Genomic DNA, 17,323 nt, shown 5'->3' on the forward strand with positions numbered 1-17,323 from the left:
GATGAACCTTCAGCACACGTCGTGCATTTCAGGTCAACCAAGGGCGTAGTTCGGCCAGATTCCTGCGCGCATGCTCGACAGCGTCGCGCAGTGCGAACAACCGGACGGACCGCCCGTGCAGGGTGCCCTCGCGGACGAGATCTCCGGCCAGCCCGGCACCGACCCGGTCGAAGTCGCTGTCGTCGAGCTCCAGATCCTCGTACGCGATCCAGTTTCCCGCCCGCTCACCGACCACACACCGGTACGTGCGCGTCCCGGGCGCGGGATCGAGCCGGTACTCGGCGAGATGGAACGCGGTGCACGACCCGAACGGGGCGCGCAGCAGCAGGACTTGGGCGTCGACGGCGTACAGCTTGGCGAGCGGCGACCGCTCCCCGAGGTGACAGTCGAGGCCGTGCCCCGCCATGAGCCGCGCGGCCCGCGTGCCCAGCGCGGCGAACGACGTCTGCGGATGGGTGCTGCGCACGGCTCCGGGCGTCGCGCGCACGCACTCGGCGAGCGCGCCCATCTCCGGACACGGTGTGCGCCGCGCGTCGAACGGCGCCATGTCCGCCCGGAACGCGTCCTGTTCGGCGGGCGACAGATGGGCGACACGCTTCAGGTGCGCCGTGGAGGTGTCGGAGTTCTCGGGCGTGAAGGCGGGCACGACGAGTGTGCCGCCGGGGCCCAGCGCGTCGAGCAGCGCGTCGCGCACCGCACCGGCGTCGAGGCCGGTCCCGCCGAGCGCGGCGTGCACGAGCAGGACCCCGCCCCGGCGGACGCCCAGGGAGCGCAGTAAGCCGGGGAGCCGGCCGGTGGCGTCAGACATGGGGCACCTCGTCCGTCAGGCGGCACACCAACTCCTTGCCGCTTCCGGTCAGTTGGTCGCCGCTGATGCGGGAGAGCGCGTCGCGGGCGCGGGCGGCGGCGGTGCCGTCGCCGGTGTAGCGCGCCGTCGCCGTCCAGTGCTCGGCCTCGTCGATGAGCCGGGCGGCGGGGCTGCCGGCCAGGCAGAGATCGGCGCACTCGCGCAGGGCGCGCAGCCGGGCGGCGCGGTGGGCGCGCCAGGCGCCGAGGGCCACCGCGTCGGGCTCGGCGTCGGGAGCGACGCCCAGCGCCGGTTCGCCGTGGGCCGCGGGGTGGACGCCGGCGCCGGGGGCGAGCGGGGTCACGGTGAGCGCCCCGACGTCGTGGCCGGGGACGCGCTCGTCGAGCAGGCGGCGGGCCTTTCGCCACAGCGCGGCGAACGCCCGCTGCCCGGCGTCGTCCGTCGGCCGCCCGGCGAGCGGCGCGGCGAAGCGGTCCCGGTACGGGTCGGCGTCGTCCAGCAGACTCCCGGCGTCGTCGAGCACCGGCACCGGCCGCCAGCCGGGACCGGCCAGCGCGACACCGAACTCCCGCTCGCCGTCGCGCACCCGGAGCGCGGCGCCGTCCGGGGCGCACTCCACGTCGACCGGGCCGAGCGGCACGTCCAGGGTCAGGGTGCCGAGCGTCGGCAGGTGCAGCCGGGTGCCGCCCGGCCAGCCGATCCGTACGTCCGCGCCCGCCCGCACCCCCGCCGCCAGCGCGATCTCCGCGAGCCGGGCCGGATCGGGGGTCAGCAGCGAGGTCCGCACGTACGGCTGGGCGAGCAGCGTGTCGAGGACCTGGGCGCCGGCCCCGCTGTCCATGGCGACGAACGCCTTCCACACCGGCCGGTCGATCGCCGCCGACGACAGCAGCGTGCGGTTCAACTCCCGCTGCCCGAAGTCGAGTTCCGTCGGGTCCAGGACGGCGGGCGAGGTCTCCCAGTCGGTGATGCGCCGGGCCACGCCCTGGATGAGGGCCAGCAGATCACGGCAGTACACGGACGGGTTGGCGAAGCCGGAGCCGGTGCGGTAGCGGTGCGCGTACAGACCGCCCCCGCACGAGTCCAGGACCGGGCAGGAGCGGCACTCGTCGGCCAGTGCCCCGACCCCCGCCTGCCGGGCCTGTACGCCCGGATGCTCGGTGAGCGTCGTGAAGGTGTGCCGCCGCACGTCGAACCCGGTCGACGCCGCGCCGTCGTACGCGGTCTTGAGCGAGTCGGCCTGCTCGAAGCTGCCGTCCGTCTCGATGACGGCGAGGTCCGACGGGGCCAGGCCGAGCGACTCGGTCAGGCTGGGGCCCCCGCCGAGCGTCGACAGGACCGACTCGAAGAGCCGCACGGACACCTGCCGCCCCTGCTCCTCCCACCGGTCGAACGCGGCCAGCAGCCAGTCGGCGTAAGGGGTTTCGGACCCGGTGCGGTCCGGCGGGTGGTCCCAGGTGGCGTGCGGCAGGAGGTAGTCGATGCGCGGCGGTTCGAGCGCCGTCAGCGCGTCGTGCACCGCGACCGGGTCATTGGCGATGTCCACGGTGCACAGGAGGCCCAGGTACAGATGCCGGTAGCGCTCCTCGCGCAGCAGGTCCACGGCCCGCAGCACCCGGTCGTAGCTGCTGCGTCCGCGCCGGTCGAGGCGGTGCCGGTCGTTGGCGGCCTTGTCGCCGTCGAGCGAGATGCCGACCTTGACGTCGAACTCGTCGAAGAGATCCAGATGGGTGCGGCTGAGCTGCACGCCATTGGTGTGGATGCGCAGGTCCAGACGGGTGACGGGGGTGAGGTGGGCGACGAGGCGTTCGCACACGGCGCGCAATCGCGCGGGGCCCGCCAGAAGGGGTTCACCGCCGTGCAGAATCACGGCGACTTCGTCGAGTTGCTCCGATTGCGCGTATTCGGCGAATCGGCGCGCCACCAGCTCCGCCGTGTCCTCGGAAATGACCTTGGGAAGTGATGCCCAGGTGGTGTCTTCGTGCTCGTATACGTAGCAGTGATCACATGCAAGATCACACCGACTGTGGATCTTCAATACGAGCTGCCGGAGCGGTGTCGTCACTTTCCCACTTTAGGGCAGAGTGAAACCTGATCGGAATCCGGCGGGGTCGAACGGGCGAATTGATCTTGAATTTCGCCGGCTTGCTGCCCCATGGAGCAGCAAGCCCCAACACAGCGATCAGAGAGCCGAGTTGAAGGTCATACCCTTGACCGGCGCGGCCCCGGAGAGACGGAGAACGCGGTCCATGGAGCGGCGCGATGCCGCGGATCGGGGGGTGGTCGCGGCGAGGGCCACCGGCCGCCGCGCCATAGACGAAGTGTCGGCCGCAGCCACGGATGCGTTCACTTGTTTCTCCTTGGGTTACCGGTCTTTGTTCTTGAGCAAAGACAGACTTACGCGCATCCTAGGGGTGACTCCCCGGTAGTGCGCGCCAATCGGATCCAACCGGCGGAAGCGCGGTCGGGGTGCGGGCTGTCACTCATTCGGGGGAGCGCGTGAAGACGACACCGTCGCCCATAGCCATAGGGGCCCGTCATATAGCCCCTCTGTTCGGAGTCAATGACCGGCTGGCCGTCAGCCGGCAGACCGAAGCCGTACGCGCCGTACGCACCCAGCTCACCCTGCTGCTCGCGGCCACCGCGGTCTCCGCCGTCTCCGGCCTCGCGGGCTGGGACGACGGGGCCTGGATCGCGGCGGGGGTCTACGCGCTGGCGCTGTTGTTCTCCGTCCGGATCAGCAGGCGCCGGGCCCGGGTCCACTACCAGGCCCACCGGGAGGTCGCCGAGTCCGTCAAGAGCCTCAGCTGGATGTACATGGCGGGCGGAGGAGACTTCCAGGTCGGCGGGGACACCAACCCGGACGTGCTCTTCGCGGTACGGCTCGACGAGCGGCTGCGCGAACTCGTCAAGGTCGGCTGGGACGCGGAGCGCTGCGGGGAGCAGCCCGCGGGCGCCGGGCAGATCACACCGACCATGCGCGAGGTCCGCTGCAAGCCCTTCCCGGTCCGCCGCGACTTCTATCTGCGCGACCGCCTGGAGGAACAACTCGCCTGGTACGGCGGCAAGTCCGAGACCGCACGGCACTCCGCGGCGCTGTGGAACATCGTCATCACGCTGCTCACCGCCGGGGCCCTCGGGATGACGGTGCTGCGCGCCTGGCGGCTGCACGACACCGATCTGACCGGCCTGTTCTCCGCGGCCGCCGCGGCCGCCGTGGCCTGGAACGAGACCCGCAGGCACCGCCCGCTCACCTACGCCCACCATCTGATCGAGCAGGACCTCGGCGAACTGCGCGAGGCGATGCTGCGGATCATCCCGGGCGAGGGGGAGCGCACCGAGAAGCAGTGGGCGCAGATGGTCGCCGCCTCCGAGCGTCTGGTGCTGCCTCAGCACACGGACTGGCTGGCCCGGTTCGGCGGGAAGTAGCGCACGCGCGCGTCAGGCGCGCAGCGCGCCGTCGAGCCAGAGGACCTGTACGGGCACGTCGAGCTGGTGCGCGTAGGCCACGATCTCCGCGGTGCCGCCGCGGCCGCGGGCCGGCTCACCGTCCCAGACCGCCAGGAGCCGGTCGCAGTGCTCGACGATCCAGCGGCCCGCCGCCTCGTACGCCTCCGGCGAGCAGACGTCGTACGGCATCTGGACGACACTGCGGCAGAGCCCGAGCAGACGCCGGTACTCCGTGACGGCGTGAGAATCATCCAGATGGTCTACATAGTCCTGGGCCGGGACGACGGCCGTGAGGGGGATGCCTACGGCAAGGGCACGGTCGGCGAAGAGCTGGTCGGCGCCGGCCGCCAGGGAGCTGAGGGCGACATCGGCCCGGTCCTTCAGCTCGACCTCAAGGCGGTGGCGGATCTCGGGCAGCGCGATGCCGGGAATGTGCCGGTGTCCGGTGATGCCGATGCGTGCCATGCGGGTCTCCTCGAGAGGGGGCGGGCAGACGGGCCGCTCACCATCGATGCCGGCTACAGGAATGACGCTGGTGCGGGGCGGACGGTTGCGGCAGGGCGACGGGCCCCGCGGCCAGCCATCCTGCTCACCGCGGGCAGAACTCGGCGTTCAGCAGACGGCGTTCGACGGCCGTCGTGTCACTCAGGGTGGCCGTGGTGGCCCGGTACGTCAGCACCGACGCGCCGGACCGCGTCGCGGCGGTCCTCACATAAGTATCCGCGATGCGGCCGTTGTGTCCCCAGACCGTGATGCCGCAGGAGAGCTTCTCGGGAAACATGCCCATTCCGTAACGTCCCTGCGCCGTACGGGTGTTGAGCATCGTGGCGAGCGCCCGGGGCGGGAGCAGGCGGCCGCCGAGCAGGGCGCGGTAGAAGCGGTTGAGGTCGGGGAGCGTGGAGATCACCTCGCCGGCCGCGCCCGCCGTGCGCGGGTCGAGCCGCACCGCGTCCGGGCCGTGCGGGCGCGGGACGCCGGTCCTGGTGCCGGGCAGCGTGGTGCCCGTGAGGTGCAGCGGGGCGATGACGCGGCGCCGGATCTCGGCCGCGTAGGGCCGGCCCGTGACCTGACGGACGATCATGCCGAGGAGCACGTAATTGGTGTTCGAGTACGCGTAGGCGTGCGGGGTACGCGTGGTGCGCGGGCGGGACAGGGCCAGCGCGGCGGTCGCCTCCGGGGTGAGCGGGTAGCGGCCGTGCGTCGTGTCCGTGAAGTCGTAGAGGCCGCTGGTCTGGGTGAGCAGGGAGCGCACCGTGAGGTCCGCGGGGGCCGGCAGATCGAGATAGCGCGTGACGGGCGCCGAAAGACTCAGACGTTTCTCAGAGACGAGCTGGAGGACGATGGTGGCGACGAACGTCTTGGTGATACTGCCCACTCGGACGTGATCGGCGCGGGTGAGCGCGGGGCTCGTGGTGGCGAACCGGCTGCCCGCGCCCTCCGTGGCGAGCAGGGCGGCAGCCGGGGCCTTGCCCTCGCCGACCAGCAACGGAAGAGTGGCTTCCGTCGTCGGGGCGGACCGCGGTGAGCCGGCCGGATTCAGCCAGAGAAGGGCCGCGGCCAGCGGTATGGCCAGGAGTGTCCGGAGTGCGGGCATGGCGGTCCCTTCAACAGTGCGGTCCATCATGCGGGACGGTCCCGGGCCCGGCGTCCGAGGGGTGACCCTGGGCATCAAGTGGTCCTGGTGTGAGGGACAATGAAGGTTCTGTCAGGGCGGGTTGCAGAGGGGACGCATGTCGGAGGCGGAGCGGGCGGGCGAGTCCCGTCAGGACAAGAACGGTCGCAAGGACTCGTCCGTCGAGGACGTCGTCGAGGCCGGTGTCGAGTCCGCAGCGGGCGCCGGGGCCGAGCGTGCGTCGAGCGGCACCGAGGGACGGCTGCTGGCCGGGCGCTACCGCCTGGGCGGCGTGCTCGGCCGCGGCGGCATGGGCACCGTGTGGCGGGCCAAGGACGAGACCCTGGGCCGCACGGTCGCGGTGAAGGAACTGCGCTTCCCGAACAGCATCGACGAGGAGGAGAAGCGCCGCCTCGTCACGCGCACGCTGCGTGAGGCGAAGGCGATCGCCCGCATCCGCAACAACGGCGCCGTCACCGTCTTCGACGTCGTCGACGAGGACGACCGGCCCTGGATCGTCATGGAGCTCGTCGAGGGCAAGTCCCTCGCCGAGGCCGTGCGCGAGGACGGACTGCTCGAACCGAAGCGGGCGGCGGAGGTCGGGCTCGCCATCCTCGACGTGCTGCGCTCCGCGCACCGCGAGGGCATCCTGCACCGCGACGTGAAACCGTCCAACGTGCTGATCGCCGAGGACGGCCGGGTCGTGCTGACCGACTTCGGCATCGCCCAGGTCGAGGGCGACCCCTCCATCACGTCGACCGGCATGCTCGTCGGCGCCCCCTCCTACATCTCGCCCGAGCGCGCCCGCGGGCACAAGCCGGGCCCCGCCGCCGACCTGTGGTCGCTCGGCGGTCTGCTGTACGCGTCCGTGGAGGGCGTGCCCCCGTACGACAAGGGGTCGGCGATCGCCACGCTGACCGCCGTGATGACCGAGCCGGTCGACCCGCCGAAGAACGCGGGACCGCTGGCCCCCGTCATCTACGGGCTGCTCGCCAAGGACCCGGCGCAGCGTCTCGACGACGCCGGCGCGCGGGCGCTGCTCCTCGACGTCCTCCACGCGCCGGAGCCGAAGGCCGAGCCAGAGCCGGTCGACGCGACCAAGGTGGTCCCGCTGCCGCCCGCGCCGCCCGAGCCCAAGAAGCGCGCCCCCAAGGCGAGTTCGGCCGCCGCCGGGGTCGCCGGGGCCGCGGCCGCCAAGGGCGAGGAGGCCGCGGAGAAGCTGCGCGGCGCGCTCAAGTCGGTGCGCAACGCGGCGGCCGCGGCCGTCGCGGAGAAGTCGTCCGGCGGCGCCCCCGCGCGCCCGGCCGGGAACCGTCCGGCTGCCAGGGCCCCGATCACGGACGTCGTGCCGCGCCGCACCCTGGTGATCGCCGCGGTCGTGGCCGCGCTCGTCGTGGTCGGCACCGTGCTCGCCTTCGCGCTGAGCGGCGGCGACGAGGACGCCAAGGGCTCGAAGGGCGGCGGTGACAAGGCCGCGTCCGCCGGGGCCACCGCGGGCGGCGACAGCGACAAGAACGGCAAGAACGACAAGAGCGGCGACAGCACCAAGAGCTCCGGTGAGCCCAGTACGGGGCAGAGTTCGCCCGCGCAGAGCGCGAACCCGTCGTCCTCCGCGAGCGCGAGCTCGTCGTCCGGCGACGGTAAGGCGTCCGGCTCCACCGCCGTGCGCACGTACAAGGCGGGCCAGGGCTTCAGGATCGGGCTGCCGAAGGGCTGGAAGTACGCCTCCACCAGCTCCGCCGGAGTCCGGTTCACCGGCCCGGACGGGCAGAAGCTGCTGGTCGGCTGGACCACGACGCCCAAGTCGGACCCGGTGGCGGACTGGAAGAACCAGGAGCACTACATGCAGCGCTCCCAGTACCACCGCATACGCATAGCCTCGGTGGACTACCGCGGCTGGAACACGGCCGACTGGGAGTTCACCTACGTCGACGGGGGCACCAAGTACCGCTCCGTGGACCGGGGCTTCGTGGTGAACGGCTCGCTGGGGTACGGGCTGATGTACACCGCGAAGGCGGGCGACTGGGACAGCTCGCTGCGCAAGTCCACCTGGAAGACGCTGACACAGACGTTCACCCCCAAGTCGTGACCGACCGGGCGCACCCGGTCTTCACAACCCTCTTGAACCCTCTCCCTTGACGCCCTTCGGCACGTATCGTGAGTGCTTGCGAACCGTACGCAGCCGTATGCGCGCGCATCAGGACGCGTAACCGGTCGCAGAACGAACGGATTTGACCACCGGGCGGAGCTGGGGGAGGCGTCGTGGACGAGTACGCGGGGCGGGTGCTCGCCGACCGTTACCGTCTGCCGCTGCCGGCCGCCGACGCGTACGACGTCACCCGTTCCTGGGCGTCCCGCGCCTTCGACACGTACAGCGGGCAGGAGGTCCTCGTCCGTCAGGTGCCGCTGCCCGACGTCGTCGAGGCCGAGGTGCTGGACGCGGACGGGCTGCCCGAGGGGTTCAGGCCCGGGGCGCCGCCCGCCCGCGCGACGGCCGAGCCGTCCGTGACCCGCGCCATCGAGGCCGCGCAGGCCGCGGCCCAGATACCCGACCACCCCCGGCTCGACCAGGTCTTCGACGTGTTCGCCGAGGGCGGTTCGCTGTGGATCGTGAGCGAGGTCGTGGCGGCCAGGCCGCTCGCCGCACTGCTCGCCGAGGGACCGCTCAGCCCCTACCGCGCCGCCGAGGTCGCCGCCGACGTGCTGACCGCGCTGCGTGCCCTGCACGCGCACGGCTGGGTGCACCGGAACATCACGGCGCGGACCGTGCTCGTCTGCGACGACGGGCGGATCGTGCTGACCGGGCTTGCCGCCGGGGCCGCGGAGGAGGCCCTGTGCGGCTACGACCCGCGGCCCGAGGCGGCGGAGCCGGAGCCGGAACCCGAGGCGCCGCCGGCCCCGGCCCTTCCGGAGCCGGCCCCCGCGCCCCCCGAGGACGACTTCCGGGCCGCGCGCGCCGGGGCCATCGCCGCGTACCGGGCCGGGACCCGCGCCGCCGCGGGGCGGATCGAGGACCCCTATGGAGTGGGGGAGTCGTGGCACGGGGCCTCGCCCCGGCCGGCCCGCTGGAACGAGCTGATATCCGGCGCAGCGACCGAGGACACCGGCTCCCCCGACGACGCGGCCACCGGAGCCGCCGGCGGCACCGGGCCGGGCCCGCGCGCCGGCGCGCTCACCGGGCTCGACGCCGAACGCGCGCGTCAGGTCCGGATGACCGTCGTCGGACCCGTCACCGAGCGCTGGGCGCCCGAGCAGGCGTACCCGGTGCAGGAGAGCTGGCAGCTCGCCGCGCCCGTCGGTCCCGCCACCGATCTGTGGGCCCTGGGCGCGCTGCTTTTCCGCGCCGTGCAGGGGCACGCCCCCTACCCCGAGGAGTCCACGGCCGAGCTGGTGCAGATGGTGTGCGCCGAGCCGCCGGCGTTCGCCGAGGAGTGCGGGCCGCTGCGGCCCGTCGTCGAATCGTTGCTGCGCCAGGACCCGACGGAGCGGCTCGACTTCGAGGACCTGCGGGGCTGGCTGCGCTCGCTGGTGCGCTCGGCGCCGGAGCCGGAGGCCGGGCAGCAGGTCGTCCCGACGGTGTCCTACGACGCGACCCGGCTGCCCATCAAGCGCCGCAGGGGCGAACTGGTGCGGCGGCGGCGCGGCCGGATGCCGGCCGGACGGCACGGGGCCCGGCACAAGCGCGGGCCCGCCGACCGGATCCCCAGGGAGCCCAGGGAGCCCAGGGAGCCCAGGGAGCCCAGAGCGCCCCGGGCCGAGCGGGCCCCGCGCGCGCCGCGCGCCCCGCGGGAACCCCGCACCAGCGTGCGCCCCAGGTCGCTCGGCCGCCTTCTGCTCGCCCTGGTCCTGGTGGGCCTCGTCGGAGCGGTGGCGTACGCGATGGTCTTCATGCCGAAGGCCGCGCCCAGCACGGGCGGCCCGCAGGAGAACGCGAACGCGGTGGGCGGTGAGCCCAAGGCCCCCGCGACGAGCCGCAGGCCGTCCTCGCCCGCTCCCTCCCAGTCGAAGGCGAAGTCCAAGTCTCCCGACGGCAAGAACACTTCGGGCTCGTCCTCCACCCAGCCGCAGTCCGACGTCGCCGCGGGATTCACGCTGCGCAAGGACCCGGAGGGCTTCGAGGTGGCCGTCGCCAAGGGCTGGCAGCGCGAGGGCAGGAACGGCCGGGGCCAGGTCCTCTACACCCACGGCGACTTCGAACTCCTCGTCGTCCCCGGGCGCGACTCCACGGCCACGTACGGCAGTGACCCGATGAAGTACCAGCGCGAGGACGAGCGCGAGCTCCAGCCGTTCCGCGACTCGACCTGGGCCACCTCCAGCGGCATGAAGTCCATCGACGTGGGCGGCCGCACCATGGCCGAGGGCCAGTTCACCTGGCAGGGCGCGGACGGCCGCGAGGTCTTCGTGCGCAATCTCGCCATGGTCGTCGGCGGCAAGTACCACATCGTGCAGGTCCTGGGCCCGGAGGCGGAGCGCGACGAGGTGTCGCGGCTGTACGACCAGGCGTCGTCGACGTATCAGTACGGGAGTTGAGCGACCGCCCGGCGGCGCGGAGACGAACGCGACGAGCGTCACAGTGCGGTATCCGTGGGGCCCCGCCTGTTCCTACGGTGACCCCTGCTCCCTAGTGTGACCCTGTCAAGACCTTTGCGGGGGAACGTGAATCAGATGCAGGGCCAGCTCCTCGCGGGCCGCTACCGGCTCGGAGAATCGATAGGGCGCGGTGGCATGGGCCGCGTCTGGCGTGCGCACGACGAGGTCCTCCACCGGGTCGTCGCCGTGAAGGAACTGACGGCCGCTCAATGGGTGGCCGAGGCCGACCGTGCCGTGCTGCTCGCCCGTACGCAGACCGAGGCGCGGGCCGCCGCACGCATCAACCACCCGGCCGTCGTCACCGTCCACGACGTGCTGGAACACGACGACCGGCCGTGGATCGTCATGGAGCTGGTGGAAGGCCCCTCGCTCGCGGACGCCGTCAAGGAGCACGGGCGGATCGTGCCCGCGGAGGCCGCCCGGATCGGACTGTGGACGCTGCGGGCGCTGCGCGCCGCGCACGCCGCCGGGGTGCTGCACCGCGACATCAAGCCCGGCAACGTACTCCTGGCGCACGACGGCCGGGTCAAGCTCACCGACTTCGGGATCGCGCAGGTCGAGGGGGACACGACCATCACGCGGACCGGCGAGATCGTCGGCTCCGTGGACTATCTGGCCCCCGAGCGGGTCAGCGGCGCCGAACCGGGCCCCGCATCGGACCTGTGGGCGCTGGGCGCGACGCTGTACACGGCCGTGGAGGGCCGCTCGCCGTTCCGCCGCACGTCCCCGATCAGCACCATGCAGGCCGTCATCCAGGAGGAGCCCGAGCCGCCCGAGTACGCGGGTGAGCTGGGGCCCGTCATCGCGGCGCTGCTGCGCAAGGACCCCGCGACGCGGCCCCGCGCCGACGAGGCCGAGACGATGCTCGCCGAGGTCGCCGAGGGACGCCGGCCCCGCGCGGCGCAGGCGTTCGTGCCGACACAGGTGCACACGGCCTCGCCGACGACGGTGCACTCCGCGCCGCCGCCCGCCACGGCCTCGACGACGGCCACGGTACGGGGCGGCGCCCGGCGGTGGCCGAAGGTGCTCGCGGCCGTGGTTGGGGCGCTGCTCATCGGCGGCGGTGGCGCGTTCGGCTCGATGTACTACATGGACCACCGGGACAGCGGCTCGCCGACCCGGCAGGACACCGCGGGGGACACCGGCGGCGGCAAGGGCGGCAGTGCCTCGCCCAGCAGCCCGGGTCCCTCGGCGTCGAAACCCGGGGCCACCGGCACCGGCATCCCCGCGAACTGGGTGTCCGTGACCGACCCCGAGGGCTTCAGCCTGATGCTGCCGCCCGGCTGGCAGCGCAGGACGAGCGGCGCCCAGATCGACTACACGCCCGACGGCGGCCGCCGCTTCCTGCGCATCGCCGTCGACCGGAACTCGCAGTGGGCGGACTCCCACCAGCACCAGCTCGACCTGGAGAAGGCCGTCCAGAAGCAGCTCCCCGACTACCGGCGGGTCTCCCTCCAGGCCAACACCTACCGGGACCGGCCGGGATCCCGCTGGGAGTTCACCTGGACGGCCGGCGACAAGGACACGACGGCGGGCCCGCGCCGCGCCGTCGAGGAGACGTACGTGGCCGACGACGGCACGGAGTACGCCCTCTACATGTCCGCCCCCGCCGACCAATGGCCCGGCGCGCAGCGGCAGTTCACGACGATCCTCAAGGGCTGGCGCCCCTGACCGGAACCGACCGGAAGCTCTCCCTCATTCCGGACACCCGTGCGGCATGATGGGGCGCATGGGGACCGAGGGGGGCAGCGTCCGGGTGATCGGCGGGCGCTATCGGCTGGAGGCCAGGATCGGCCGCGGCGGCATGGGCGTCGTGTGGCGGGCCGCCGACACACTGCTCGGGCGGCAGGTCGCCGTCAAGGAAATCGCGATCGACGAGAGCCTCTCCGAGGACGACGCGCGCCAGCAGCGGGAGCGGATGCTGCGCGAGGCGCGGGCCGTCGCCCAGCTGCGGCACCCGAACATCATCGTCGTGCACGACGTCGTCCTGCACGACGAACACCCGTACATCGTCATGGAGTTGGTGACCGGCGGCTCGCTGGCCGCCCGGATCGCGCGCGAGGGTCCCGTGGACGCCACCGAGGCCGCGCGGATCGGGCTCGCGCTGCTCGGCGCGCTGCGGGTCGCGCACGCCGCCGGGGTGCTGCACCGGGACCTCAAGCCCGCGAACGTCCTGATGGAGGCGGGCACCGGGCGCGTCGTGCTCACCGACTTCGGGATCGCGCAGGTCGCCGGGGCCACCACGCTCACCGAGACCGGCGGGTTCGTCGGCTCGCCCGAGTACACCGCGCCCGAGCGGATGGCGGGGGAGCGGGCCGGGGCCGGCGCCGACCTGTGGTCGCTCGGGGCGCTGCTCATCGCCACGCTCACCGGTGAATCCCCGTTCCGGCGCGACTCGCTGGGCGGGATCCTGCACGCCGTCGTGTACGAGGAGATCCGCCCGCCCGCCGCGGCCGAGCCGCTGCTGCCCGTCATCCAGGGGCTGCTGCAGCGCGAGCCCGACCGGCGCATGGGGCTCGACGAGGCCGAGCGGCTGCTGCGCGCGTACGTCGCCACCGGTGCCACCCCGCAGCCCTCCACGCCGTACGGGGCGGCCGCCCCGCGCACCCCGCGGCCCTCCTCGACGCCGTACACACCGACCCGGCGGGACGCGCCGGAGCCCGGCCGGGGGCGGGGCCTGTCCACCCGGGTGCTGCTCATCGCGGCGGCGCTCGTCGCCGCCGTGGCCGGTGCCGGGATCGCCGTCGCCGTGGTCCTCTCCCAGCAGGACGGCGGCGGGGACAACGCGCCGCCCGGCACGGTGAGCCCGAGCCCGACCCGGTCGAGCGCCACCCCCACGCCGACGGTCACCGTCACCCGCCAGGAGACCCGCACCGAGACGCCGCGCGCCTCCGCCCCGGCGGGGTACCGCGTCGTCGACGACCCGAAGGGGTTCAGGATCGCCGTGCCGGAGGGCTACACGCGCGAGCTCGACGGGCCCCGGATCTTCTACATGTCGCCGGGCAGGACGTTCCGCATCGGCATCAAGGTCGAGGACACCGAGAGCGGCGGCCCCGGCGCGGTGCAGCGCCGCTCGGACGCCGCCGGGCCGAAGAACAACCCCGGGTACCGGGACGGCAAGGTCACCGACACCACCCACGACGGACACACCGCCGCCCTGTGGGAGTTCAGCTGGAACGGGTTCAGCACCGCCGAGGGCGCCCGGCACACCGTCGACCTCTGCTGGGAGCAGGGCGGACGGATGTACGACGTGTGGGTGTCGGCGCCGGTCGGACAGGCCGGGCAGGGGCGCGCCCACTTCGATGCCGCCGTCGACACGTTCGCGCCGTCCGCGCGGGACTGACGCGGTCGCAGGCATCAGCGCTGTCACAACTCTGCCGAGCGAGTGGAACGGGCCGACCCGGCACGGTAGGGATGGAGACATGAGTGACAACGGGGGAGCACCTCACGGCCCTGAGCAGGGCGCACGCCGGCCCACCAGTTTCGAGCTGCGGCCGCCGCAGCCCGTGCACGTCCCGCACGAGGGCAACCCTTACGTGCGACCTGCCACCGAGCCGACGCAGGCGGTACCCCCGCAGCAGCCCGCGGCGCCCGACCCCGGCGCGGGCCGCCTGGTCGCGGGCCGGTACCGGCTGCTGAGCAAGCTGGGCCACGGCGGCATGGGCACGGTGTGGCGGGCCAAGGACGAGACGGTGGACCGGGAGGTCGCGGTCAAGGAGCCGCGGGTGCCCGACCATCTGCCCGAGCGCGAGCGGGCCACCGTCTTCGAGCGGATGCGGCGCGAGGCACGGGCCGCCGCCCGCCTCGACCATCCGGCCGTCGTCAACGTCCACGACGTCGCCGTCGAGGACGGACAGCCGTGGATCGTCATGGAGTTCGTGCAGGGCCGCTCCCTCGGCGACGCCCTGGAGGAGGGCACCCTGGGCGCCCGCGACGCCGCCCGCGTCGGCCTCCAGGTGCTCGGCGCGCTGGAGGCCGCGCACGCCGCCGGGATCCTGCACCGCGACGTGAAGCCGGACAACGTGATGCTGGGCCGCCACGACCGGGTGGTCCTCACCGACTTCGGGATCGCCCAGATCGAGGGCGAGACCAAGCTGACGGACACCGGCGGCTTCATCGGCTCGCCCGAATTCATCGCGCCCGAGCGGGTGTTGGGCCAGCGGCCCGGACCCGCGTCCGACCTGTGGTCGCTGGGCGTCGTGCTGTACGCGGCCACCGAGGGCGTCTCGCCGTTCCGCCGCAGCAACACCCCGGCCACCCTGCAGTCCGTGCTGAACGCGACGCCGGCCGCGCCGGCCTCCGTCCACGGCCCGCTCGCCGACGCCATCAGCGGACTGCTGCAGAAGGACCCGGCCCGCCGGCCGACCGCCGCGCAGGTGCGCGCCCTCCTGGAGCGCGCCGCCGAGCCGCCGGTGCAGCCGCCCACGCAGGTCGTGCGGATCGGGCCCGCGCAGGGCGGGCTGCGGCTCGGCCGCAAGGCGCTGCTCGGCACCGGCGCGGGCGTCGTCGTCGCGGCGGTGATCGCGTACCTGGTGATCGCCAACCCGTTCGCGGGCCCGCTGCCGGACGGCTGGAAGAAGAATCCGGTGAACAACCTCGGGATGACTGTCGCCGCCCCTGCGGGCTACGAGAAGTCGGTGCCCGCCGACACCGACACCGACAAGAACTGGGTGAGCTACACCGATCCCAGCGGAGCCGTCAGCATCACCGCCTACCGGTACCGGGCGGCCGACGACAGCGGCGCCGGCATCGCCTCCAGCTCCGAGGCACAGGCGTTCGGCGACCTGGACAAGATGAAGAACACGGAGGACTCCGACTTCACGTCCATGGAGAACCCGAAGGCCGACCAGCCGGTGGCGCGGACCTTCCACGGCAAGAAGGCGGCCGTGACCACCATCGCGTACGACGACACGAGCGACTCCACGGACGACCCCGACCCGCGCGAGAGCCAGATCCTCTACTACCGTTCCGGCAAGGGCGACTTGTACGAGCTGTGGGTGACCTATCCCGGCAAGGGGGACTTCACCGCGCGCGGCCGTGACGTCGCCAAGGCCGCCATCGACAACCTGGACGTCAAGAATCTCTGAGATGGACAACAACGGGGAAAGAAGTGACGCGGGCCGGCTGATCGGGGGCCGCTACCGCCTGGTCGAACGCATCGGATCCGGCGGCATGGGCACCGTGTGGCACGCGGTCGACGAACTCGTCGGCCGCGACGTCGCCGTGAAGCAGCCCCGGCTGCCCGGCGACCCGCACGGGCCCGCGCAGCAGCGCGCCTACGCCCGGCTGCGGCGCGAGGCGCGGGCCGCGGCCGGCGTCGACCATCCGTCGGCGGTCACCGTCCACGACGTCGTCGTCGAGGACGAACTGCCGTGGATCGTCATGGAGTTGGTGCGCGGCGAGTCCCTGCACGAGCTGCTGGCGCGCGGGCCGCTCGCCCCGCACGAGGCGGCCAGGATCGGCCTCGCCGTGCTCGGCGCCCTGCGCGCCGCGCACACCAAGGGCATCGTGCACCGCGATGTGAAGCCGGCGAACGTGCTGCTGGGCGCGCACGGCCGCGTCGTCCTCACCGACTTCGGCATCGCCCACATCCAGGGCGAGGAGTCGCTCACGGTCAGCGGTGAGTTCGTCGGCTCCCTGGAGTGCATCGCGCCGGAGCGCATGTCGGGCGACGGCGCGGGACCCGCAAGCGACCTGTGGTCGCTGGGGGTTCTGCTGTACGCGGCCGTGGAGGGCTGGTCGCCGTTCCGCCGCACGACGCTGGAGTCCACGCTCGCTGCGATCCTCTCCTTCGACCCGCCCGAGGCCGAACGGGCCGGTGCGCTCGGCCCGTTGATCACCCGGCTGCTCGCCAAGGACCCGGCGATGCGGCCCGAGGCGGCGGAAGTGGCCGCGGACCTGGAGGCGGCGCTCGATCCGGCGGCGTCCCCGGCGCGGCCGGCGGACCCGGGCACGGTCCGGCTGACCCGCGCGGAGGCGCTGAAACTGGAGCCCGAGGCCGAGTCCACGGCGCCCGAGCCTGCTGCGCCCGGTCCCACGGTCCCCGAGTCCGCCGCGACCGAGCCCGCACGGAGGCCCAAGTCCCGTCGTACACCCGCCCTGTTGGCCGCCGCGCTGGCCGGTGCGCTGCTCGTCGGCGGCGGGGTCTGGCTCGGCACCTCGCTCGGCTCGGGCCCGGACGGCAAGGGCGATTCCTACACCACCGGCGAGGAGGTGGGGGAGGGCGAGGTCGGGTCCCTGCTGCCGGAGGCGCCGAACGACCCGGCGACGCAGCCCGCCACCCCGTCCCGTACGCCGTCCGACAAGGGCTGGACCGCCCACAAGGAGCCCGACCTCAAAGCGGTGATCTCCGTCCCCGACGCCTTCACCGACGCCTACCACGACCCGTCCCGGGACGGCGTCCAGTACAGCGACCCGCACAGCGACGTCACGCTGAGCCTGAAGGTGTGGAAGCAGGGCAGCTCGTCCGCGGTCGACTGGGCCACCAGCGTGGGCAACTCCTACGGGGACAACGGCTACAGCGACATCCGCAGGACGGTCACGAGGACCACCTTCCACGGCAAGGAGGCCGCCCAGCTCGACATCACCTACCTGAACGCCGACGAGAGCGCGACCATGCGCGAGATGCGGCTGTACGTCGTCGACGGGAAGAACCGTTACGACTTCGCCGTCGTCATGCCCAAGGGCGTCAGCGACTACGAGAAACAGGGCACCGACGCCTTCAAGGGAGGCCGCGACCGGCTCAGGCTCGAAGGGCTGTGAGGTCTGTCGCGGATTCTCTCGGAAGTTCTGTCGCAGGCGGCGGTAAAGTCCCTGATCAGCGGCTTTGCTGCCAGTGATCGCTGGCGCGGTGTGTGAACGCC

11 protein-coding genes are annotated in these 17,323 nt (G+C 73.0%); 7 read left to right on the plus strand and 4 right to left on the minus strand.

The features are described 5' to 3' along the window. Positions 1–28: 28 nt before the first annotated feature. Together J3486_RS28085 and J3486_RS28090 are read right to left on the minus strand one after the other, a co-directional pair. Positions 29–808, minus strand: coding sequence for an aminoglycoside N(3)-acetyltransferase (locus tag J3486_RS28085; RefSeq protein WP_207825109.1), 780 nt, complete (start codon positions 806–808; stop codon positions 29–31). Beyond that, positions 801–2,873 (minus strand): FxsB family cyclophane-forming radical SAM/SPASM peptide maturase, encoded by a 2,073-nt coding sequence (locus J3486_RS28090; RefSeq protein ID WP_207825110.1) that lies wholly within the window; start codon positions 2,871–2,873, stop codon positions 801–803. Before J3486_RS28090 ends, J3486_RS28085 begins: the two co-directional genes overlap by 8 nt. 434 nt (positions 2,874–3,307) lie before the next feature. Between J3486_RS28090 and J3486_RS28095 the strand changes: the two genes are divergently transcribed. After that, a complete protein-coding gene (locus J3486_RS28095) occupies positions 3,308–4,237 on the plus strand; it encodes a DUF4231 domain-containing protein (RefSeq protein WP_307804963.1) in 930 nt (309 codons plus the stop codon). 12 nt (positions 4,238–4,249) lie between these two features. Here J3486_RS28095 and J3486_RS28100 read toward each other — a convergent pair whose 3' ends face one another. Together J3486_RS28100 and J3486_RS28105 are read right to left on the minus strand one after the other, a co-directional pair. Next, entirely contained in the window at positions 4,250–4,723 is a 474-nt protein-coding gene (locus J3486_RS28100; protein ID WP_207825112.1) for a hypothetical protein, read from the minus strand. Between the two features lie 124 nt (positions 4,724–4,847). Further along, positions 4,848–5,852 carry a serine hydrolase gene (locus J3486_RS28105; RefSeq protein WP_207825114.1) on the minus strand — a complete coding sequence of 335 codons (1,005 nt, stop codon included), beginning with the start codon at positions 5,850–5,852 and terminating at the stop codon, positions 4,848–4,850. 136 nt (positions 5,853–5,988) lie between these two features. On the opposite strand from J3486_RS28105, the gene J3486_RS28110 reads away from it, so the two are divergent. The 6 genes from J3486_RS28110 to J3486_RS28135 all read left to right on the plus strand — a co-directional run bounded on the left by J3486_RS28110 (position 5,989) and on the right by J3486_RS28135 (position 17,222). Then, positions 5,989–7,959, plus strand: a complete 1,971-nt coding sequence (locus tag J3486_RS28110; RefSeq protein ID WP_207825116.1) for a serine/threonine-protein kinase — start codon at positions 5,989–5,991, stop codon at positions 7,957–7,959. Positions 7,960–8,132: 173 nt separating this feature from the next. Then, complete coding sequence (locus J3486_RS28115; RefSeq protein WP_207825118.1) at positions 8,133–10,400, plus strand: protein kinase; 2,268 nt, start codon at positions 8,133–8,135, stop codon at positions 10,398–10,400. 135 nt (positions 10,401–10,535) lie between these two features. After that, positions 10,536–12,131, plus strand: coding sequence for a serine/threonine-protein kinase (locus J3486_RS28120; protein WP_207825120.1), 1,596 nt, complete (start codon positions 10,536–10,538; stop codon positions 12,129–12,131). A gap of 58 nt (positions 12,132–12,189) precedes the next feature. After that, on the plus strand, positions 12,190–13,803 hold the full coding sequence (locus tag J3486_RS28125) for a serine/threonine-protein kinase (RefSeq protein ID WP_207825122.1): 1,614 nt from the start codon (positions 12,190–12,192) through the stop codon (positions 13,801–13,803). A gap of 79 nt (positions 13,804–13,882) precedes the next feature. Next, the gene (locus J3486_RS28130; protein WP_207825124.1) at positions 13,883–15,547 is read left to right on the plus strand and encodes a serine/threonine-protein kinase; all 1,665 of its coding nucleotides are present in this window, start codon (positions 13,883–13,885) and stop codon (positions 15,545–15,547) included. A 1-nt stretch (position 15,548) separates the two neighbouring features. Continuing rightward, the gene (locus J3486_RS28135; RefSeq protein ID WP_207825127.1) at positions 15,549–17,222 is read left to right on the plus strand and encodes a serine/threonine-protein kinase; all 1,674 of its coding nucleotides are present in this window, start codon (positions 15,549–15,551) and stop codon (positions 17,220–17,222) included. Positions 17,223–17,323 lie beyond the last annotated feature (101 nt).

The sequence above is a fragment of the Streptomyces sp. VRA16 Mangrove soil genome (assembly GCF_017377775.1).
Classification (GTDB): Bacteria; Actinomycetota; Actinomycetes; order Streptomycetales; family Streptomycetaceae; genus Streptomyces.

Excerpts from the sequence above, each read along its gene's own strand:
- J3486_RS28085 (WP_207825109.1), bottom strand. The coding sequence starts at position 808 with ATGTCTGACGCCACCGGCCGGCTCCCCGGCTTACTGCGCTCCCTGGGC.
- J3486_RS28100 (WP_207825112.1), bottom strand. The coding sequence starts at position 4,723 with ATGGCACGCATCGGCATCACCGGACACCGGCACATTCCCGGCATCGCG.
- J3486_RS28105 (WP_207825114.1), bottom strand. The coding sequence starts at position 5,852 with ATGCCCGCACTCCGGACACTCCTGGCCATACCGCTGGCCGCGGCCCTT.
- J3486_RS28110 (WP_207825116.1), top strand. The coding sequence starts at position 5,989 with ATGTCGGAGGCGGAGCGGGCGGGCGAGTCCCGTCAGGACAAGAACGGT.
- J3486_RS28120 (WP_207825120.1), top strand. The coding sequence starts at position 10,536 with ATGCAGGGCCAGCTCCTCGCGGGCCGCTACCGGCTCGGAGAATCGATA.
- J3486_RS28125 (WP_207825122.1), top strand. The coding sequence starts at position 12,190 with ATGGGGACCGAGGGGGGCAGCGTCCGGGTGATCGGCGGGCGCTATCGG.
- J3486_RS28130 (WP_207825124.1), top strand. The coding sequence starts at position 13,883 with ATGAGTGACAACGGGGGAGCACCTCACGGCCCTGAGCAGGGCGCACGC.
- J3486_RS28135 (WP_207825127.1), top strand. The coding sequence starts at position 15,549 with ATGGACAACAACGGGGAAAGAAGTGACGCGGGCCGGCTGATCGGGGGC.